The sequence below is a fragment of the Rhizobium sp. RHZ01 genome (assembly GCF_014851595.1).
Taxonomy (GTDB): Bacteria; Pseudomonadota; Alphaproteobacteria; order Rhizobiales; family Rhizobiaceae; genus Rhizobium; species Rhizobium altiplani.
In genome coordinates this window covers 75,961-96,449 of record NZ_JACUZZ010000028.1, presented here as the reverse complement: position 1 = coordinate 96,449, position 20,489 = coordinate 75,961, and the positions used below count along the sequence as shown (strand labels likewise).

The 20,489-nt window shown below is 59.2% G+C and carries 17 protein-coding genes, 3 tRNA genes and 1 pseudogene; 10 read left to right on the top strand and 11 right to left on the bottom strand.

Annotation, left to right across the window (positions count from 1 at the left end):
- The coding region (locus IB248_RS24800) for a GTP-binding protein (protein WP_003578655.1) at window positions 1-124 on the bottom strand (124 nt) is incomplete at its 3' end.
- Window positions 125-390: 266 nt separating this feature from the next.
- On the opposite strand from IB248_RS24800, the gene IB248_RS24795 reads away from it, so the two are divergent.
- Entirely contained in the window at window positions 391-900 is a 510-nt protein-coding gene (locus tag IB248_RS24795) for a hypothetical protein (protein WP_192241828.1), read from the top strand.
- Between the two features lie 63 nt (window positions 901-963).
- Here IB248_RS24795 and IB248_RS24790 read toward each other — a convergent pair.
- Both IB248_RS24790 and IB248_RS24785 read right to left on the bottom strand, forming a co-directional pair.
- Window positions 964-1,037, bottom strand: a tRNA-Gly gene (locus IB248_RS24790).
- A gap of 26 nt (window positions 1,038-1,063) precedes the next feature.
- Window positions 1,064-1,148, bottom strand: a tRNA-Tyr gene (locus tag IB248_RS24785).
- A gap of 206 nt (window positions 1,149-1,354) precedes the next feature.
- Between IB248_RS24785 and rlmB the strand changes: the two genes are divergently transcribed.
- From rlmB to IB248_RS24770, 3 genes are all read left to right on the top strand, one after another.
- Window positions 1,355-2,245 (top strand): 23S rRNA (guanosine(2251)-2'-O)-methyltransferase RlmB, encoded by an 891-nt coding sequence (gene rlmB / locus IB248_RS24780; RefSeq protein WP_018859847.1) that lies wholly within the window; start codon window positions 1,355-1,357, stop codon window positions 2,243-2,245.
- Between the two features lie 166 nt (window positions 2,246-2,411).
- Window positions 2,412-2,567, top strand: coding sequence for a hypothetical protein (locus tag IB248_RS24775; RefSeq protein WP_018859846.1), 156 nt, complete (start codon window positions 2,412-2,414; stop codon window positions 2,565-2,567).
- Between the two features lie 325 nt (window positions 2,568-2,892).
- Window positions 2,893-2,968, top strand: a tRNA-Thr gene (locus IB248_RS24770).
- Between the two features lie 69 nt (window positions 2,969-3,037).
- Here IB248_RS24770 and ilvD read toward each other — a convergent pair.
- Window positions 3,038-4,711 (bottom strand): dihydroxy-acid dehydratase, encoded by a 1,674-nt coding sequence (ilvD, locus tag IB248_RS24765; RefSeq protein ID WP_192241827.1) that lies wholly within the window; start codon window positions 4,709-4,711, stop codon window positions 3,038-3,040.
- Between the two features lie 236 nt (window positions 4,712-4,947).
- Window positions 4,948-5,049: pseudogene (locus IB248_RS24760) on the bottom strand (recombinase family protein); the annotation flags it as partial.
- Between the two features lie 64 nt (window positions 5,050-5,113).
- On the opposite strand from IB248_RS24760, the gene IB248_RS24755 reads away from it, so the two are divergent.
- Complete coding sequence (locus IB248_RS24755; RefSeq protein WP_192241826.1) at window positions 5,114-5,911, top strand: lytic transglycosylase domain-containing protein; 798 nt, start codon at window positions 5,114-5,116, stop codon at window positions 5,909-5,911.
- A 223-nt stretch (window positions 5,912-6,134) separates the two neighbouring features.
- Here the strand turns inward: IB248_RS24755 and IB248_RS24750 are convergent, their stop codons facing one another.
- Entirely contained in the window at window positions 6,135-6,587 is a 453-nt protein-coding gene (locus tag IB248_RS24750; protein WP_029792832.1) for a pyridoxamine 5'-phosphate oxidase family protein, read from the bottom strand.
- A gap of 397 nt (window positions 6,588-6,984) precedes the next feature.
- Here IB248_RS24750 and IB248_RS24745 point away from each other — a divergent pair, with 397 nt between their 5' ends.
- From IB248_RS24745 to IB248_RS24730, 4 genes are all read left to right on the top strand, one after another.
- Window positions 6,985-7,503 (top strand): Hsp20/alpha crystallin family protein, encoded by a 519-nt coding sequence (locus tag IB248_RS24745; protein WP_029792831.1) that lies wholly within the window; start codon window positions 6,985-6,987, stop codon window positions 7,501-7,503.
- 95 nt (window positions 7,504-7,598) lie between these two features.
- Entirely contained in the window at window positions 7,599-7,892 is a 294-nt protein-coding gene (locus tag IB248_RS24740) for a hypothetical protein (RefSeq protein WP_018859840.1), read from the top strand.
- 398 nt (window positions 7,893-8,290) lie between these two features.
- Window positions 8,291-9,064, top strand: coding sequence for an NAD kinase (locus IB248_RS24735; RefSeq protein ID WP_018859839.1), 774 nt, complete (start codon window positions 8,291-8,293; stop codon window positions 9,062-9,064).
- Window positions 9,065-9,067: 3 nt separating this feature from the next.
- Window positions 9,068-9,583 carry a hypothetical protein gene (locus IB248_RS24730; RefSeq protein ID WP_025661208.1) on the top strand — a complete coding sequence of 172 codons (516 nt, stop codon included), beginning with the start codon at window positions 9,068-9,070 and terminating at the stop codon, window positions 9,581-9,583.
- Between the two features lie 109 nt (window positions 9,584-9,692).
- Here IB248_RS24730 and prfB read toward each other — a convergent pair.
- From prfB to IB248_RS24715, 3 genes are all read right to left on the bottom strand, one after another.
- A protein-coding gene (gene prfB / locus IB248_RS24725; protein WP_100248113.1) for a peptide chain release factor 2 occupies window positions 9,693-10,824 on the bottom strand; the annotation gives its coding sequence in 2 pieces (ribosomal slippage) (window positions 9,693-10,754 and window positions 10,756-10,824; 1,131 coding nt in all).
- A gap of 100 nt (window positions 10,825-10,924) precedes the next feature.
- Entirely contained in the window at window positions 10,925-13,372 is a 2,448-nt protein-coding gene (locus tag IB248_RS24720; protein WP_192241825.1) for a penicillin-binding protein 1A, read from the bottom strand.
- Between the two features lie 241 nt (window positions 13,373-13,613).
- On the bottom strand, window positions 13,614-14,768 hold the full coding sequence (locus tag IB248_RS24715; RefSeq protein WP_245268031.1) for an N-acetylmuramoyl-L-alanine amidase: 1,155 nt from the start codon (window positions 14,766-14,768) through the stop codon (window positions 13,614-13,616).
- A gap of 746 nt (window positions 14,769-15,514) precedes the next feature.
- Here IB248_RS24715 and IB248_RS24710 point away from each other — a divergent pair.
- Window positions 15,515-18,355 (top strand): ribonuclease E/G, encoded by a 2,841-nt coding sequence (locus IB248_RS24710; RefSeq protein ID WP_169681021.1) that lies wholly within the window; start codon window positions 15,515-15,517, stop codon window positions 18,353-18,355.
- Window positions 18,356-18,412: 57 nt separating this feature from the next.
- Here the strand turns inward: IB248_RS24710 and IB248_RS24705 are convergent, their stop codons facing one another.
- Window positions 18,413-19,144: an NYN domain-containing protein gene (locus tag IB248_RS24705; protein WP_029792690.1), complete on the bottom strand. Its 732-nt coding sequence runs from the start codon at window positions 19,142-19,144 to the stop codon at window positions 18,413-18,415.
- A gap of 181 nt (window positions 19,145-19,325) precedes the next feature.
- On the bottom strand, window positions 19,326-20,429 hold the full coding sequence (locus tag IB248_RS24700; protein ID WP_029792688.1) for a COX15/CtaA family protein: 1,104 nt from the start codon (window positions 20,427-20,429) through the stop codon (window positions 19,326-19,328).
- Between the last annotated feature and the right edge of the window lie 60 nt (window positions 20,430-20,489).

Here is a 20,489-nt window from a genome sequence, read left to right as displayed (position 1 = left end):
ACGCCTTGAACTCGCCGAAGTACTTCGTGATCGCTGCCGTCAGAGACGTCTTGCCGTGGTCAACGTGGCCGATCGTGCCGATGTTAACGTGCGGCTTGTTGCGCTCAAACTTACTCTTTGCCATTTGAATGCTTCCTGTGAACGAAATGGATGACCCCGGCGAACCGGTTTAGTGCCGCCGTTTAAGGCTTTCGGGGAAATTGCGCAAGACCTATTTGCGGACCGTATTCCTAGCCTGCGGGCGCATATGGGAAGGAAGCGCCCGATCGGCAATATCCACCGGAGATGGCAGCGAAGATATATTCGCGAAGAACGGGCGCGACGGCGCCAAGGATATGATAGTACATCGTTTGCAGCCCTTACGCGGAAGCACTGCTCGGAGACACCGCAATGGAACCAAAGGAAATTGCAAAACGATCCGCAGGCAACTTTCTGATCTTTGCCGCTTGCGCATTCATATTGTGGGTTCTTGCCGCTGCGATCGACTGGGTCGCGCAGCTTGCACGCCTCTCCTCGCCCGAGCGGCTCCCGGCTCTGGCGACATCGATCGTCAGCTCTTCGACGCTGCAAGCGATCGTCGCAATATGGCTGCTCACAGCGGCATTTGCCATCGCCTTCCCAAAGATGCTGACGCCACTTTCGGCCACCACGACGCTGATGTTCGACGTGGGATACGGTATTCTCGGCGCCCTCACCGGCTTCGGCATCGCGATCGGTCTCTTCGGTGGCGGCTGGTCGATCCTGTTGCGCGCCGTGATCTACAGCGCCCTCATCGCCATCGGCTTCGTTGCTGTCCGCATATGGCTGTCGAGAGAGGATCTCAGCACCAACACCCAAAAGCGATGGACGATCGCCGGCATCATCGCGCTGGCCTCGCCTTTCGTGCTGCTCTGGGGCTAGAGGTACGCATAGCGACCCGGCTCGCGCAAAGCGTTACAGCAACAACAGGACACTGCGAAAATCTGGAGCGGGTAGCGGGAATCGAACCCGCGTATTCAGCTTGGAAGGCTGCTGCTCTACCATTGAGCTATACCCGCGGGGTGGTATCCGATCCAATGACGAATGGTGGAGAGAGTTGGATTTGAACCAACGTAGGCTGAGCCAACGGATTTACAGTCCGTCCCCTTTAACCACTCGGGCATCTCTCCAGTCTTTTCGTCCGGATCGTGAGACCAAGCTCGTCAGACTTTCGAAGCGTTGCCGCCCCTCGGTCTGCGCCGCGTATATGACCGGACGATTTACGCATGTCAACACGATGACGACGGAAAAAATGTGAAAAATTTCATCGACCGTGGAAAGCCGGGGTCCTGAAAGAAATCCTATGCGGAAAGAAGCACGCTCGCTATAAAGCCGCATGAGCAAAGACAAGAAAACCGGTGGCAAGCCCACTGACGAAAAATCCGCCAAGGACACGCATTACGCAACCCTGCGCCGCGCGCATCGTGATAGCAAACGCGAACGCGGTGAGATTCCGACACCGCCGCCACAGAAGCGCCGGCGCGGTGCCGAGGACTGGAAGCCTCCTGCACTCGCGCCCGAGCAGGTCTATCTCTACGGCCTTCATACGGTTCGTGCCGCGCTTGACAACAAGGAGCGCCGGAACGTCAAGTTGTCGGTGACCCAGAACGCGCTTGCGCGTCTGGAGATCGCTGCCGACGCGCTCGGCATTCCGGTCGAAATCGTCGCTCCGCACGATATCGACAAGGTCCTCGGCCCGGATGCCATCCATCAGGGTGTCATGCTGGAAACGCGCCCCCTGCCCGTCCGCCGGCTGGAAGCACTGAAGGACAGCCCACTGCTTCTCGTGCTCGACCAGGTAACCGATCCGCACAATGTCGGCGCCATCATGCGTTCCGCCGTGGCCTTCAATGCAGGTGCCGTCATTACCACACAGCGCCACAGCCCGACCGAATCAGGCGTGCTGGCGAAATCAGCCTCAGGTGCACTGGAACTCATCCCCTATATCCAGATCACGAATCTTGCCGACGCTCTTGGAGAACTGCACAAGCTCGGCTTCTTCACGATCGGCCTCGATTCGGAAGGACCGGCGCCACTCGAGGGCACATTCTCGGGTGACAAGGTGGCGCTCGTGCTGGGTTCCGAAGGTAAGGGGCTACGCCAGAAGACGCGCGAAACTGTCAGCGCGCTTGCCAGGCTAGACATGCCGGGTGCGATCAAGTCACTCAATGTATCTAATGCTGCGGCGATCGCTCTCTATGCGGCGAGGCAGCATTTGAAAATTTGATAGAGTTGGGGGATCGCGGCGAAAGGCGCGATCTTTCTCTTCCATATGCGGGATGATAGCAGCGCCGCAAAGCAACTAGGAAGCCAGCAAACTGCTGCTCGTCTCGGTTTTGACTCTGCTCTTTTCCATGCTGCCCCGCATTCGAACAGGAGGAACATATTTCCATATGGCCATCCGCTCCCTCGTCATCGGCACTCTGTTCGTCGGCGTATTTGTTGCCATCATTCTCAGCATCGTCTGGATCGACAAGTCGCAGCCGATTCACGAACTCGCTCCGCTGGCGCCCGCCCCTGAACGCCCTATTCCAGCACCCGTACAGTAGATCGTGTAGCTATCATTAGGGGAACCGACGGTCGGCCCCGCGCGTTGGCTTCGCACGATTTAGGAGAGAAATGTGCGGGTAATGATCGCTATTATCGTTTTCATGGTTGCTTCGGTGCTGAGCATTGCAATCATGTCGCCGTTGGGTGCCGGAGAGACCGGTGACGCCTTGCAAACGAGCGTGCGGCAGACTGCGCCTCGGAACTAGCAAAGTCGGGTCTGCGGCGTTCGCAACGCAAACTCCGATGCAAGGTCGGACGAACGAAATCACGATCGCGCGGATTTCTTCTTTACAGGACGGCAGAATCTGGTACTTGGCAGGCATCGCCCTTGTAGCTCAGTTGGTAGAGCACCTGATTTGTAATCAGGGGGTCGCGGGTTCGAACCCTGCCGGGGGCACCACTAATTTTGCACGAAATCAGTGACTTGATAACTAATTCGCCTCAGTTGGCGCGTTTTTTTCATGTGACCTCAACCCGTCACGGCTCCCTCGTTCGCTGGTCGGACCAAGGCCGCAAACTTGGCGAGGACGCCGTGCCTGTAGCGCGGCGGAGGCTGGCTCCAAAGGCTTCGGCGTCTCGCAATCTCTTCATCTGGGACGTCGAGCTGCAGAAGTAGCTGATGGGCGTCGATGGTGATTTGGTCGCCGTCCTTGACAAGTGCGATTGCCCCCCCCTCGAAGGCTTCGGGCGTGACATGCCCGACCACCATACCCCATGTGCCGCCGGAGAACCGCCCATCTGTGATGAGGCCGACGCTCTCTCCAAGGCCACGTCCGATGATAGCGGAGGTCGGGGCAAGCATTTCCGGCATTCCCGGACCACCCTTCGGCCCGAGGTAACGCAGGACCAGAATGTCGCCGGCCTTGATTTTGTCCGAGAGAATAGCATCCATTGCGGATTGCTCGTCTTCGAAGACGCGCGCCGGGCCAGCAATCACCGGGCTCTTGAGCCCGCTGATCTTTGCCACCGCCCCACCCTCTGCCAGATTGCCTGTGAGTATGGCGAGATGTCCCTCGCGATACAGTGGCGCTGAGAGCGACCGGATAACGTCCTGGTCCGCACGAGGCTCGTCGGGCACGGCCGAGAGTTCGTCAGCGATCGTCTTGCCGGTGATCGTGAGACAATCGCCGTGCAGAAGGCCCGCATTCAACAGTAGCTTTAGGACTTGAGGAATGCCGCCGGCAGCGTGGAGATCAACAGCCATATAACGGCCGGATGGCTTGAGATCGCAGATTACTGGTACCCTACGGCGTATCCGCTCGAAATCCTCCAGCGTCCATTCCACCTCGGCCGCATGCGCAATGGCGAGATAGTGCAGCACCGCATTCGTTGAACCTCCAGTGGCCATGATGAGCGCCACGGCATTTTCAATCGACTTCCGCGTGACGATGTCGCGTGGTCGAATGCCGGCCTTCACCGCTTCCACCAAAACGCGCGCGGACTCGACCGTGCTATCGATCTTTTCTTGGTCGGGATTGGCCATGTTGGAGGAGTAGAGCAGCGACATGCCGATCGCCTCGAAGGACGAACTCATGGAGTTCGCGGTGTACATGCCGCCGCAAGAGCCGGTCGTCGGGCAGGCATTGCGCTCAATGCCCTCGAAATCCTCAGCGCTCATCTTTCCGGCCATGTAAGCGCCGACGGCCTCGAACGCGGACACGATGGAGAGGCTCTCGCCCTTCCAGCGACCCGGCTTGATGGTGCCGCCATAGACATAGACGGCCGGAACGTTAGCGCGGAGAATGCCGATCATACCGCCCGGCATGTTCTTGTCGCACCCGCCGAGCACTAGAACGCCATCCATCCATTGGCCCTGCACCGAGGTCTCCACACAATCGGCGATAACCTCGCGCGAGACGAGAGAATATTTCATGCCCTCCGTTCCCATGGCCATGCCGTCCGAGATGGTAGGCGTGCCGAATATCTGCGGATTGGCTCCGGCCGCCTTGATGGCGGCTATCGCCGCGTCGGCAAGCGGCTGGAGGCCGGCATTACATGGCGTGATCGTCGAGTGCCCGTTGGCGATGCCGATCATCGGCTTGTCGAAGTCCCCTTTGGTATAGCCCAACGCATAGTACATCGCGCGATTGGGCGAGCGAGCAATGCCTTGGGTGATATGCCGTGAACGGTCGTTGTGAGCCATATGCGCCTCCCGCTAGCCAAACGGAACCGTACTCTATTGGAAACCAAATACGCTGTGAAATATGCTTTTTGCCTCCAACTAAGTCGCCGCACATATCAAAGGCTGCCGATGGAACTGAGACAGATCTGCCAAATTTGTCGCCGTCGACGAGAAGCTGCAATTTCCTCGGCGTCTTGGACTCGGTCAGCAACCGCCGGTCTTCCGCTTCGCCAGAGTCGCCATCAGGTCCGCGTTCATCGCGCCAGGCGGTCCAGTTTCGTCACTAGCACCGTATCGCCCTCACGTGCATAGTAGAGGCACCTTCTCAGTTCCTTTCGCTTCCCGGTCAAGCCGGTTTCGTAAGTGAACGAGTGACGTCATGCGGCCGGATGCATGATGGTTCAGACCCACGAGGAGAGCGACATGGCATTCTTTGCTAAGGGAGTTTTGCTTGCTGCGGCGGGCGCCATCGCCTTCTGCCTTCTGGCGTGCGTTGCGCAGGCGGCATCGTGCGGCAAAAGCGCTGCCGGGTTTGAACAGTGGAAAGTAGAGTTTGCCGAGACGGCAAAGGCTGCAGGCGTCAAGGGGAAGGGTCTTGCAGCGCTTGCCGGTGCGAAATACGCCGTAGGAACCATTCAGGCCGACCGCTCCGTCAACAAGGCTTTCAGCGGCTCGGTCGCCGACTTTATGAGACGACGCGGTGGGTCCGCGATTATTTCCAAGGGCCGTTCGCTTAAGACGGCGAATGCAGCGCTCTTCGACAGCATCGAGCGCAACTACGGCGTGCCCGCCGGCGTGCTTCTCGCCATCTGGGGTATGGAGACCAACTTCGGCGCCTCTATGGGCAACCAGAACACAGTTTCGGCAATCGTCACGCTCGCGTACGATTGTCGCCGCCCGCAATTCTTCGCGCCCCATGCTATCGCGGCGCTCAAGCTAGTCGACAGCGGCGTGCTGAGTGCCGGCTCGGTCGGCGCCATGCACGGCGAGATCGGCCACACAGGGTTCCTGCCTGGGAATGTCCTGAAATACGGCGTCGGAAACAGGAACATGCGCGACAAGAGCACGGCGCTGATGTCCACGGCCAACTTCCTCAGGGCGCACGGCTGGGGCGCCGGCGGGGACTATCAGGGCAATATCGGCGCCATCGCCGGCTGGAACTCCGCGAGTGTGTATCAGCAGGCGATCGCCCGCATCGGCGAGGCGATCGACGGCGGTTAGATCCTGCCTCCAGTTACAAAGCCGCCATGCGCCGAGTCAGAATGTTATTTGCGTGGAAGGGGTGCGGAGGACGAGAATGCTCGGTCTGTGGCTAATCTCTCAGGCTACCAGCGACTCGGTTGGGCTCGTGTAATGGGCACGTGATCGCCGATACAGTCGATTGGCTTCCTCCGTCAAAGGGTGCGCAGACATTGCGGAAACCTCGAGGGCCGAGGCGTTGTCACTAAAGGGCCACGACCCGACCGGAGACATCGTCCGTGTAGATGCAGTAGAATAGGTGGGCAGATGCAGACGCAGTCGGTAGTTCGCGAGGCTCAAGCGAGCCGATCTCCCACCAGTCCAAGTGTCTCTGCAAAAGTGACCACGCGTGCAGGCGCTCCTCGTGCCAGACATCATCGTCCGGCAGTTCCTGGAAGTGGCCGTTCAGCACGACGCTCCTCCATCCGCCCTTCCCCCACTGCTCCTCCACCTGGAGGCAGACTCTTGGATTCAGCCGCATCCACTCCACTTTTCGTCCTGGCATCGAAAAACTGTAGGCTACTCGTGATTGGAACGCAAAGTAGATTGGGACCACGTAAGGCCGGCCTTCGTTACTGCAAGCCAGATGACCAAAATGCGCCCGTTCCAGCATTTCCAAGCATTCTACATGGCTCATACTCCTGAGTGTCGTTGACATGTCTGTCTCTCCCATTCCTCCGAGGAATACTCGACGGGCCGCAAAACGAGGACACCGCTTACATAAATCATCCTCCTTTTTTGCTGGATCTGCATTGTGCTGGATCAATTTCCAATCCTGAAACGTGTACGGATAGGGCAGAGAATATCGCTCGGCGCACTGCAAAACGGATGGTACCGAACCGCGTCTTCGACCGATGTTCTAAATGTGCGTTCTCCGGCGGACGGTTCGACCGATACTGCGTTAGACTGAGTCCGCGCGCCAATTAATTTCCTGTGTTCTTGACATTGATCAAAGTCACTTGCCCACCCGCGTGCTTTAATGACTGCGCTCGATGTCGAGCGAAACGCAATGATTAGATCCGGCTTCCGGACCTCTTGGCCAACAGGAGATGATCATGCCCGATATGTTCCCCATTAAGAAAGAACAGAAGACCACGACGCCGGCTCCCGGCGGGATGTGGTCTCCATTCGACTCACTTCGTACCGAAATCGACCGGCTGTTCGACGACTTCGGCCCTTCCTCATGGCGTCCGCTCTCAGGTCAGCTCCTCGGACGCACGACTTCTGCTGCCGACTGGGTCGTGTCTCCCGCGGTGGATGTCGTCGAGAAAGACAACGCATTCGAGATCACCGCGGAAGTTCCCGGCCTCGACGAGAGCAACATAGACATCAGGCTTTCGAACGGCGTGCTGACCATTCGGGGCGAAAAGACGGAGGAAAAGGAATCGAAGGACGAGGCCTACCACCTTTCGGAGCGCCGATACGGCTCCTTCCAGCGCTCGTTTCGGCTTCCTGACTACATCGAGGCAGATAAGATCGCCGCCGCTTTCGCGAAAGGCGTCCTGAAGGTCACGCTTCCAAAGGCTGCCAACACCGGGACGAACGACCGCAAGATCGAGGTCAAAGCCACATAGCCTTGGAGCGTGCGAAGGGGCGGCTGTCGACCCTGGGCGGCCCCTCTGGCGTATTTCTTCATCGTTTCGTCGATCAAGGCCATGGGAGGTTTGTCATGCTGTCGCCCGATAGAGATTTCAAACCCGGCGGTGAGCGTTTTGCCATTCCAACGCAGGGAGAAGTCGAAGGCAAGCTGCTGGTTTCAGAGATCGTAGCAGTGGCTTGTCTCCAGGAGCTCATGAAGCTCAAGAATACTGCCGCGATTGCAAGGGTTCACCGACGCGTCCTGCACGAACTCAAGGAGAAATGCCAAGTCCTGAAGTTATGTGTCACCGACGAAAGAGCCGTCGTCGAATATGCGGAGCAGGTGTTAAAGTGCGCTGTGGCAGAAGCAGGCGGCTGTCGCTAACGCCTCCAGATACGAGCCTCGATACATGCGTGGCACGCTACCGCAAAGAAGGGCGGTTATAGACGCCAACTTGGCATTGGAGCACGTTTCAAAACGTTCTGTATCCATTGTCACTACGAATGCCTCGGCAAGCCTGCGCGTACGGTCTCGCTATCGACGGAGAGTACGCAGTGCCGCCCCACGCCAGGATTGACGCCATCTGCCTTGTCGACGAAAGATGATCCGAGGCTTGCCCGGCTCGAGTTCCGGGCCTTCCACAGCATACGCCTGAAATCGAGCAGCGAAGAATTGACGATGGCTCCAGCCGGCGCTGCAGATGCACTTGACAAAATCGGCTTTTATTGGCGCCTAGACGCCAAGACTATGTTATCGTTCGTTGAATACGTAAAAGGAATTACATGGGCCGTTCGTTTCAGACGCTTTCCTTCCTTGCCTCCTCGGCGACAGAGGCGCTGGCGGCTCGGGAAGAGTTGATAGGCATTTATGGTGACGTGCCCCCTGAAGAGGCCGACGTGATCGTCGCCCTCGGCGGCGACGGTTTCATGCTGCAGACGCTGCATGGCACGATGAACTCGGGCAAGCTGGTCTACGGCATGAATCGCGGCTCCATCGGCTTCCTCATGAACGACTATCGAACGGAAGATCTGCAGGATCGAATCTGCACAGCAGTCGAAAATGCCTTTCACCCTTTGCAGATGACAACGGCGAATTCCGACGGCACGAATTCGACAGCACTTGCCATCAACGAAGTCTCGCTGTTCCGGCAATCCTATCAAGCCGCCAAACTGCGGGTCGAAGTGGACGGTGTCGTGCGACTCGACGAGCTTATCTGCGACGGCCTGATGGTGGCCACGCCCGCGGGTTCGACGGCCTATAACCTCTCCGCGCATGGACCGATCCTGCCGCTTGACGCCCCTCTGTTGGCGATGACTCCGGTCAGCGCGTTCCGGCCGCGGCGCTGGCGCGGCGCCCTTCTGCCCAACAAGGTGACGGTCGATATACACATACTCGAGGCGGAGAAGCGGCCGGTCAACGCGGTCGCTGACAACACGGAAGTGAAATCGGTGCTGCATATTCGCATCGCGCAATCGGAACTTACGACCGCGCGCATTCTCTCCGATCCCGATCGATCATGGTCCGATCGTATTCTTGCGGAGCAGTTCGAGGACTGAGACATGAGCTTGCGACGAACGACGCTTTGTACCTTGCTGCTAGCCGCGTCCACCCTCTGCGCGCGAGGCGTTGAGGCAGAAGACGCGATCCTACCGGCTTCAGTCATCTTCGCGACCAGCACCGGTTACTGGGAAGACGACGGTGCGGCGCCGGCCATTCAACGATCACCTTCGGCGCCCCAAACTGCGGCTGCCGTTCCCGCTCCCGCAAAACCGCGCCACGGCTACTACAAGCTGTTTGCCGTCAGGCAGGCGGACCGCACCGCCAAGATATATTTGCAGCAAATCGAGCAGAGCGACGCTGAGCCGTCCATCACCTCGACGGTGGAGTTGCAGGAACTCAGCGATCTGAAGCCGTATGTCACCGACATCAGGCCCGAAAACTCCTCCGGCATGCTCAAGGAGCCCGGCCTTTTTGCAATGGTCTACCTGAAGACCGATCCGGATGCGGAATCGGAGACTTGGACTGTCGTCATCGACGAATTTGGTGAGGTTACCGTCGGCAAAGCCAGCAACTAGTCGAAGCCGTTGATTTGTCGCTGGAGAACTTCCGGTTTTCCCGCTTGAATCGAAAAGGCCTCATTCGAGCCCCATTCGGGGCCTTCTCTATGTTCATACGTTTGAGCGGTTACTCGACGTCGTCGACGACAGCGTCCGGCTTGCCGCTGATGCGGTGAGCGAGAGCGGCTTCCATGAACTCGTTGAGCTCGCCATCCAGCACGTCGCCCGGCGCCGTGCTCGCCACGCCCGTCCGCAGGTCCTTGACCAGCTGGTAGGGCTGCAGCACGTAGGAGCGAATCTGGTGACCCCAGCCGATGTCGGTCTTCGAGGCTGCCTCGGCGTTCGCCGCTTCTTCGCGCTTCTTCAACTCGGCTTCGTACATACGAGCACGCAGCATGTCCCAAGCCTTGGCCCGGTTCTTGTGCTGCGAGCGTTCCTGCTGGCAGGAAACCACGATGCCGGTCGGGATATGCGTGATGCGCACGGCCGAGTCGGTCGTGTTGATGTGCTGACCGCCCGCTCCCGAGGCGCGGTAGGTGTCGATGCGGCAGTCGCTCTCGTTGACCTCGATGTTGATCGAGTCGTCGACCACGGGATAGACCCAGATCGAGGAGAACGAGGTGTGGCGCCGCGCGTTGCTGTCGTAGGGCGAAATACGCACCAGGCGATGCACGCCCGACTCCGTCTTCAGCCAGCCATAGGCGTTGTGGCCTTTGACCAGCAGGGTTGCCGACTTGATGCCTGCTTCTTCACCATCGTGCACTTCAAGAAGCTCTACCTTGAAGCGCTGACGCTCCGCCCAGCGGGTATACATGCGCAGCAGCATGTTGGCCCAGTCCTGGCTTTCCGTTCCGCCTGCGCCGGAGTGGACTTCGAGATAGGTATCGTTGCTGTCGGCCTCGCCCGATAGCATCGCCTCCACCTGGCGGCGGGCGGCTTCAGCCTTCAGGCTCTTGAGCGCGTCTTCGGCGTCCTTGACGACACTCTCGTCGCCCTCTTCCTCGCCCATCTCGATCAGTTCGACGTTGTCGTTGAGCTGCTGCTCGAGCTGCTTCACGCCGTTGATGCCGTCATCTAGCTGCTGACGCTCGCGCATCAGCTTCTGTGCTTCCGAAGCATCGTTCCAGAGGGTCGGATCCTCTGCCTTGTTGTTCAACCAGTCCAGTCGTCTTATCGCCTGGTCCCAGTCAAAGATGCCTCCTCAGCAGGGTGATAGCCTGCTTGGTTTCATCGACTACGTTCTGGATTTCCGCTCGCATTTTCCTGCTTCTTCGCGTTGCTTGAAAAGTTGCCCGTCAAATAATTGTGGCGGCTGCGGATGTAAAGGGCCGCAACCGCCACAACGGGTCAGGGAAAAGGTTAGTAGAGGCCGCCGGCGCCGGACTGGACGGCCTGGTTGGCCTGCGGCGACGTCCGCAGAATTTCTTCGGGCGCCATCGCATTGTCCATGCCGATAACAGAGAGGCTGTCGGCAGGACCGGTACCTGGCTTGAAGGCCTCGATAATCGTGTTCGGGTCGCCCTGAACCGCAGCCATGCCGGTCTTGCGGTCGATCGGAATGAGGTTCATGCCCGCCGGAATGACAAACTTAGATTCCGGCATGTCCTTCACAGCAACCTGCATAAACTCGTTAAAGATCGGCGCAGAAAGCGAGCCGCCTGTGCCGCCGCGTCCAAGAGTCGACGGCGAGTCGAAGCCGATGTAAAGGCCGGCGACAAGATCTGGCGTGAAGCCGACGAACCACGCATCTTTTTCATCGTTGGTCGTACCCGTCTTGCCAGCAACGTCACGCCCGCCGAGATCGACCTTGCCGGCGGCCGTGCCGCGCTGGATGACCCCCTGCAGCATCGAGGTGATCTGGTAGGAGGTCATCGGGTCGAGAACGGTTTCGCGATTGTCGACGACGTTGGGCTCGTCCTGGTTATGCCAGTCGCTCGCATTGCAGCCCTCGCAGACGCGCTCCTCGTGCTTGAAGATCGTACGGCCATAGCGGTCCTGGATCCGGTCAACCAGGGTCGGCTTGATCTGCTTGCCGCCATTGGCGATGACCGAATAAGCCGATACCATGCGCAAGACCGTGGTTTCGCCGGAACCGAGCGACATGGCGAGAACCGGCATCATGTGATCGTAGATCCCGAAGCGTTCTGCATATTCGGCGACGACATTCATGCCGAGATCGTTGGCAAGGCGCACCGTCATGCGGTTGCGCGAGTGCTCGATCGCGAAGCGAAGCGTGTTGGCGCCACCACCCTCGCCTTCATAGTTATCCGGTGCCCATACCTGGCCATTGCCCGTCTGGATCGACAGCGGATCGTCGCTGACAACCGACGCCGGCGTATATCCATTGTCCATGGCCGCCGCATAGACGAACGGCTTGAAGGACGAACCCGGCTGGCGCATCGCCTGGGTCGCACGGTTGAATTCCGACTGCGCGTAGGAGAAGCCGCCGACCATCGCAAGCACGCGACCGGTCTTCGGGTCCATCGCGACGAGACCGCCTTCGACCTTCGGCGGCTGGCGAAGCCGGTAGGACTTGGAACCTTCGTCCCCCAACCGCTCGACGTAGACGACATCCCCGGCTGACAGAACGCCGTCGGGCGACTTTGCTGTCTTCCGGCCGGAAGCCGAGCGATATGCCCACTGCATATTCTTGGCCTCGATGGCTCCACGCTCGCGCTCGGAAGGGATCTTGCCCGCGCCATCCTTCGGGGGCTGCAGCCCGATGTCGACGCCGTCGGCCGATACGGCCAGCACGACAGCCAGTCGCCATTCTGGCACGTCCGTCAAAGCCGGAATATCGGCCAGCGCCTTACCCCAGTCAGCAACCGTGTCGATCTGCTTGATCGGACCGTGGAAGCCACGACGCTCATCGTAGTTGGTCAGACCATCCTGAAGGGCCTTGCGCGCAAAGACCTGCAACGCGGGGTCAAAAGAGGTACGAACGGACAATCCGCCTTCGTACAGCATCTTCTCGCCGTACTGGTCGATCAACTGACGGCGGACCGCCTCGGCGAAATAGCCGGATGCAAAAAGCGAGGGCCCGCTGCTGCGACCGGTGACACCGAGCGGCTGTTTCTTGGCCTCGGCACCATCGGACTGACTGACATAGCCATTCTCGACCATGCGATCGATGACCCAATTGCGGCGGGTGATCGCTGCTTCGGGATGGCGGAAGGGATGATAGTTGGCGGGACCCTTCGGCAGGGAGGCAAGATAGGCAGCGTCGGCGACCGTCAGTTCGTTCACCGACTTGTTGAAATAGGTGAGCGAGGCGCTCGCGATACCGTAGGAATTCAGGCCGAAGAAGATCTCGTTCAGGTACAGCTCAAGGATCTTGTCCTTGCTGTAGGCTTGTTCGATACGGAAGGAAAGGATCGCTTCCTTCGCCTTGCGCTCCATCGTCTGTTCGCTGGAAAGCAGGAAGTTCTTGGCAACCTGCTGCGTGATCGTCGAACCGCCCTGCGTCGGACCGCCGGTCAGATAAGCAACCAGTGCGCGCGCAAAGCCGGTAACATCGATGCCGGGGTGCTGATAAAAGTTCTTGTCTTCAGCAGACAGGAAGGCCGCCTTGACGCGGTCGGGAACAGCCTGGATCGGCAGGAAAAGTCTGCGTTCCTTTGCATACTCCGCCATTAGCGCACCGTTGCCTGCATGAACGCGGGTCGTCACCGGCGGCTCGTAGCTGTTCAGCACTGCGTAGTCCGGAAGGTCCTTCGTGACGGTTGCCAAGTAAACGGCAACAACAGCCGCCACGCCCAAGAACAGGACGCAAGCCACTCCGAAGAAATATCCAAGAAGTCTAATCATATTTAAGCTACCGGTATCTCAATCATCGATCAGCGCGACATAACAATCGCAGGATCGGGGCATCTTGCATGTCGGGCGACTTACTCCATGAGCGTTTTCGCCACAAGCCGATTCCGTTTCATCTATGGAAACACAAGGCTGAGTAACGGCGTGAATGTGAGTAAAATAGGGCCTTGAAGCGCTATTCCCACATTGCGATCGTGTTACACCAGAAAGTGTCACATCTGCGCCACGGCTGCAATCAGCCCCCATTTGCAACCATCGCCGTGCGGTAGTGCTTGACGGCCTCCGTCAGCAGGTCGGCCATCCTTCCCCGCCATCCGTCATCAAGCAGGAGCTTTTCGTCGTCCTTGTTGGAAAGGAAGCCCAGTTCCAACAGGATAGACGGCACATCCGGTGCCTGCAGAACGCGGAAGCCCGCATGGCGGTGTGGATTGTTGATCGTCCCTACCTGATCCTTGAAGGATGTAAGCACGCTTTCAGCAAGCGAAATAGAAAAAGCCTGCGTTTCGCGGCGCGTCAGGTCGAGCAGAATATCGGCGACTTCGGGAGGCTCAGCCACGGTCTCCTTGCCGGCAATCTGGTCGGAGAGGTTTTCGCGGTCGGCGAGATCGGCGGCGAGCTTGTCGGAGGCCCTGTCGGAAATCGTGTAGACTGTCGCGCCGCGAATATCCTTTTGCTTCAGGGTGTCCGCATGCATCGAAATGAAGAGGCCCGCATGGTTCTGGCGGGCAATCTCCACACGCTCGGAGAGCGACAGGAACGAGTCATCCTTTCGCGTCAGGAACGCCTTGATGCCGGACTCGCGGTTGAGGCGATCGGCGAGCGCCTTGGCGAAGGCGAGCGTTACGTCCTTCTCCTGCGTCTTGGTATCGACGCCGATCGCACCAGTGTCGATACCGCCGTGACCAGCATCGACAGCGATGATGAAATCTCCATCAGCCGGTTTCTCCGGCGCAGGAATGGCGCTCGTCGTCTGTTGGGACGAAGGATCGCTCCAGGACTGGGCCTTGACCAGTTCGGCAAACTTCTCGTTGTCCGTCATTGCCGCATCCAGGACGAGACGGTGCCCCTTGCCGTCCTCATCTTCCTGGACCTTGGCGACTTCCATCTTCACCGGCTTCTTGGCGGTCAGCACGATACGGGCGCTGTCCTCGTCCATCTTGCCGTAGCGTATGTCCTTGAAGAGACCCCTCGCCGCGAGATCCGCAGCTGGGAAGCCGAAGGCTGTCGCAGGCAGGTCGACGACGATGCGTTCGGGATTGGCGATATAGTGGACGGAAAAATCGGGAGCCCGATCGAAGTCGATGACAATGCGCGTACGTGCATCGTCGCCGATGATTCGGGCGCCATAGGCGAGCAAGGGGTCGGCCTTCGCTGCTTCGTCTGCTCGCACCTCAGGAAGAAATGCAAAAGCCGTCGCGGCCGCGGCAACGGCCACCACGCCGGTAAACCTTATTTTCCGCCATCCGGATATTACCGTCGCGGGTCGTACCCTCTTAAACAATCGACCGCCACACCTTAAATATCATTCCGATCAACTTCTCCCGGCAAACGCGAGATCGCCGGTATCAGCGACGTTCGCGGCCACGGAGCCGAATCGGCGCCCTTAATCCCCGACTTTGTATGCCTTCCAAAATCCATCAATATTATGGCACATTTGGCTTTTCCCTTGCTATTGTGACAGAGAAAACATACAAGGATTTTTAGGGTAGAAGTGCTGACGGGATAGAGTCGCCTGCACGGCAGCCAAACCGCAAGGGAACTGGCGCCACAACCGGCAATCGTCCGCCGTCTTATGTGTTTCCACTCGAAATTGGATCCTGAATTTTCCGGCGTATGCGGGAACTTCATCGGTGGATAGCCACCAACCGCTCTTTACAGAGAGAGCAAACTCATCGGACCTGAACAAGGTCTTAGTTTTGTCGATCTCGCTTGGTCTTTGATGGTGTCGCAGCAGGTTTTATCTGAAGTCTACAGGCCCCGGGAGAACATCTCCCCCGCTGCTGTCTGGCTGCTGCCTTCCACACCGCACCAATCGCGACTTTCATTATCCGGCGCTGCAACGACGAGCCGCCTCTCCTCTGTCTCTTCGACACAAGGGGATGCCGACGTTCGGCCGCGCCGAGGAGCACAGCTTACATGGCAGACAAGATGCTTATCGACGCGTCTCACGAGGAAGAGACGCGCGTTGTTGTCGTTCGCGGAAACCGCATAGAAGAATTTGACTTCGAGTCACAGCACAAGAAGCAGATCCGCGGCAACATCTACCTCGCAAAGGTAACGAGGGTTGAACCCTCGCTGCAGGCCGCGTTCGTTGATTACGGCGGCAACCGGCACGGCTTTTTGGCCTTTGCCGAAATTCACCCCGACTACTACCAGATCCCGCTTGCCGATCGTCAGGCCCTGCTTCGCGCCGAAGCTGAAGAGCATCGCCGCGACGACGACGTCGAACACGTCGAGACGGCGCCGGTCGATCTCTCCACCCAGGAACAGCCCGAGGTTGGCGTAGCCGCAACTGCCGAAGCGCCGGCAGCGGAAGCCGCTCCCGAAGAAGACGGTGCCGTAGCAACCGAAACGGTCGAGGCCGTTGCGGAAGTCGCCGAGGAAGCACCCGTCAAGAAGGCAAAGCCCCGCCGCAGCCGCAAGAAGGTGGCGCCGGCTGCTGAAGCGCCTGCCAGCGACGAGGCTGCCAGCGAAGCCACCGCCGACAACGACGATGAAGGCTCGTCGGGCAACGAGATGGCCGCAATGGTCGAGACCGACTCGATCTCCGAAGAGGTCGACGCCCGCCGCCGCAGCGATGACGACGATGACGACGATCACGACCACGAAGAGGAAGTGATCGAATCCGTCGGCGCCGAAGACGCCATGGAGGAGGTTCCCGATCGCGTCCAGCGCAAGCCGCGCAAGCAATATCGTATCCAGGAAGTCATCAAGCGCCGCCAGATCCTGCTGGTGCAGGTGGCAAAGGAAGAGCGTGGCAACAAGGGCGCTGCCCTGACGACCTATCTTTCGCTGGCCGGTCGCTACTCCGTCCTCATGCCGAACACGGCGCGTGGCGGCGGCATCTCCCGCAAGATCACCAATCCGCAGGACCGCAAGCGCCTGAAGGAAATCGCGCGTATGCTCGAAGTCCCGCAGGGCATGGGCGTCATCCTGCGCACCGCCGGCGCGAATCGAACCAAGGTCGAGGTCAAGCGCGACTTCGAATATCTGATGCGCCTGTGGGAGAACGTCCGCACGCTGACGCTGCAGTCGACCGCTCCCTGCCTCGTGTATGAGGAAGGCTCGCTCATCAAGCGCTCGATCCGTGACCTCTACAACAAGGATATCGGCGAGATCATCGTTGCCGGCGAGGAAGGCTATCGTGAAGCGAAAGACTTCATGAAGATGTTGATGCCGAGCCACGCCAAGGTGGTTCAGCCCTATCGCGACATCCACCCGATCTTCTCGCGCTCCGGCATTGAGGCTCAGCTCGACCGCATGCTGCAGCCGCAGGTAACGCTGAAGTCGGGCGGCTACCTGATCATGAACCAGACCGAAGCGCTGGTTTCGATTGACGTCAACTCCGGCCGCTCGACGCGCGAGCACTCGATCGAGGACACTGCTCTGCAGACCAACCTCGAAGCGGCGGAAGAAATCGCTCGCCAGCTTCGTCTGCGCGACCTTGCCGGCCTGATCGTCATCGACTTCATCGACATGGAAGAAAAGCGCAACAACCGCGCTGTCGAGAAGAAGCTGAAGGAATGCCTGAAGAACGATCGCGCGCGCATTCAGGTCGGCCGTATCTCGCATTTCGGTCTTCTGGAAATGTCGCGCCAGCGCATCCGCGCATCCGTTCTTGAATCGACGACGCAGGTCTGCTCGCATTGCGGCGGTACCGGCCACGTCCGTTCGCAGTCCTCCGTTGCTCTGCATGTCCTGCGCGGCATCGAGGAGTACCTGCTCAAGAACACCACGCACAACATCACGGTTCGCACGACGCCTGATATTGCGCTGTACCTGCTCAACCACAAGCGGCAGACGATCGTCGACTACGAAGCCCGCTTCGGTGTGTCGATCATTATCGACGCGGATGGCTCGGTCGGCTCGCAGCACTTTGCGATCGACCGCGGCGAGCCGGTCGAGAACCCGGTCAAGATCGAGACCCTGTTCAACTTTGCTGCCATCCCCGATGACGAAGACGACGATATCGTGGTCGAAGTCGACGAGGAGGAAGAAGAGGAACTGGGGGCCAAGCCGGCCGCAGCCGAACGTCCGGCTCAGCGCGCCGAAGGCGATGGCGAGGGCCGCAAGCGCAAGCGTCGCCGTCGTCGTCGCGGCCGCAACGGCAATGGCGAGGCGGTTGCTCCCGACAGCGTTTCGGCTGATGCGGTGGAAGGCGACCAGATCGACAGCGATGACGAGGAAGAAGGTGACGAAGGCGTTGCCGCCACCTCGGAAACGCGTGACGAAGGTGATGAGAGCCAGCGCCGCAAGCGCCGCCGTCGCGGCAAGCGCGGCGGCCGCCGCAACCGCGAGGAAGGCGGCGAGCAGGAGGCTTCTGCAGCGGAAGCGGCAGATGACGATGCCGAAGATGGTGAGACGGAAGTGACCACCGTCGAGGTGATCGAAGCCGCCGCCGAGGAAGCAGTCGAAGCTCAGCCGGCGATGGCCGCTGTTGAAACGGGCGCGTCGGTTACGGAAGACGTAAAGCCGAAGCGTGCACGTCGCAGCCGCAAGGCATCGCCGGTCGAAGAGCCTGTCGTCGAAGAAGCATCGACGGAGGCAGCACCGGCCGCGGAAGCCGAAGTCGAGGCTGTATCCGCAGACCTGGCTACGCCCGCAGTCGAAGAATCGAAGCCTGTGCGCGCCAACAGGGAGTCGAACATCTCCTCGTCTGAACCAACGGTTAAATCGACGCGCAGCGATGCTGCCGAGACCGAAGGTGACGGCAAGCCGAAAAAAGCTGGCTGGTGGCAGCGCCGCGGTTTTTTCTAAGACTGATTTTCGGTGATAAGTAACAGGATCCGACTGCGGTGACGCAGCCGGATTTTTTTATGCTTTTGGCGATGGCTGTTTCACCCGGATACGGAGCGGCTTGCCTTCGACAGTGTTCATGTCGAACGCGTTCGTCTTCTTGACGAGGTCGCTTAGCTTCCGGAAGCCATATGTCCGAGGATCGAAGTCCGACGCCAGATTTGCGAGCTGCGCTCCAACCGCACCGAGCGATACCCATCCATCTTCACTCTCCATCTGAGCGATGACCTTCTTGATGACGGGCGTCGCTGCGCTCGGCTGGCGTAGGGAGGGCGCTTGCGTAACCTCCCTGCCGTTTGATGTGACCGTGGGCACCAGGTTTTCGGTATAGATGAATCGACGGCATGCCTGCCGGAAACTCTCCGGTGTCTTCTGCTCGCCAAATCCGAAAACATCGATGCCCTGCTCACGGATTCGCGAGGCAAGTCGCGTAAAATCGCTGTCCGAGGATACAAGACAAAAGCCGTCGAAACGGCCACTGTGCAGCAGGTCCATGGCATCAATGACAAGAGTGATGTCGGAAGCATTCTTGCCGGTCGTGTACGCGAATTGCTGCTGAGGGACTATCGCGTGTCGCGCCAGCACGTCGTTCCATGCTTTTGAACAGGAACTGGTGAAGTCGCCATAAATGCGCCGAACGCTTGCCTCGCCGATCTTGGCTATCTCCTCGAATAAGCCAGCAGCGATTCTTGCGGAAGTGTTGTCAGCATCGATAAGTACGGCCAGTCGTGGCGAGCGGGGTTCGGGCATTCAACGGCTCCAGTCCCTCTTGATAGACCCAACGTCCACCATCAACGAACCGACCATTTCTTGCAACCAGTAGTAATTAAACCGGTAAACAACACGTCGACGGCCTCAAATGAGGCTGGCGGCATTTGCCATCTGATGCTTGACGTTCGAACGGGACTTTCGCTGATCCCAGCGACGCGCCTTAGTCCCGCTCGGCAATCATGGTCTCGCGCGGATACTCTCCATAGAACCCCCGCCAATTGGCGATGGCGAAGCCAAAGACCACCAGCGCTCCCGCCTGATGCAGCAGCCCCCAATGAAGAGGGACCTGCAGCAGCAAGGTCGCGATACCAATCGCCGCCTGTATTGTCACCAGAACAAACAGGACGACGGCGCGCCGGGCATGCGTCGTGGAGGGCGCTGCGGTCAGAGCTATGATCATGTTGATCAGCGTCAGCGCAAAAAGGGTGTAGGCGCCCAGCCGATGAACGAACTGCACGGTCTTGGGGTTCTCGAAGAAATTGATCCAGGCCGGCTGCTGGATCAGCAGATCCGAGGGCACGACGGCGCCATCCATCAATGGCCAGGTATTATAGGTGAAGCCGGCGTCGAGGCCTGCGACGAGCGCTCCGAGGTAGATCTGGAAAAGCGCAAACGCCGCGATTGCGCCCGCCCAGACATGCGAGCCTTGTGTGGGCGCCTTGTCATCGGAGTGAGGGGAAAGCCCTCGCATGATCCACATACAGGACGCGAAGATAAGACAGGCCATGATCAGGTGCGTTGCCAACCTGTATTGGCTGACGTCGGTTCGGACGGAGAGTCCTGACGACACCATCCACCAGCCGATCGCACCCTGCAGTCCACCCAGCATGAGAATTCCGAAGAGCGGCCAACGCAACCGTCTCTCCACCTTTCCCGCCAACCAGAAATAGAGCAGCGGCAGCGCGAAGATGACACCAATGCCACGTGCGATCAGGCGATGGGCCCATTCCCACCAAAAGATGCCCTTGAACTCGTCGACCGTCATTCCGCTGTTCATCTGCTGATATTCGGGAATGCGCTGATAGAGCCTGAACTCCTCGTCCCACTGCGCGGCGCCGAGAGGCGGAATGACACCATGGATCGGCTTCCATTCGGTGATCGAAAGCCCCGAATTCGTGAGCCGGGTGGCTCCGCCGATGATCACAAGACAGAACAGCGCCAGGAGCACAAAGCCCAGCCAGATGCGAACGGCCCGGCGATTGCCATCCTGCCGGCGTATCTCACGCAGTATTTGCTGTTGGGTGGTCAAGTTCGCGATCGCCATGGCTGCTCCTTACGTCCGGTAGTTGATTTGCCTGAGCGGCTCATGCAAAACAAGCCCCGA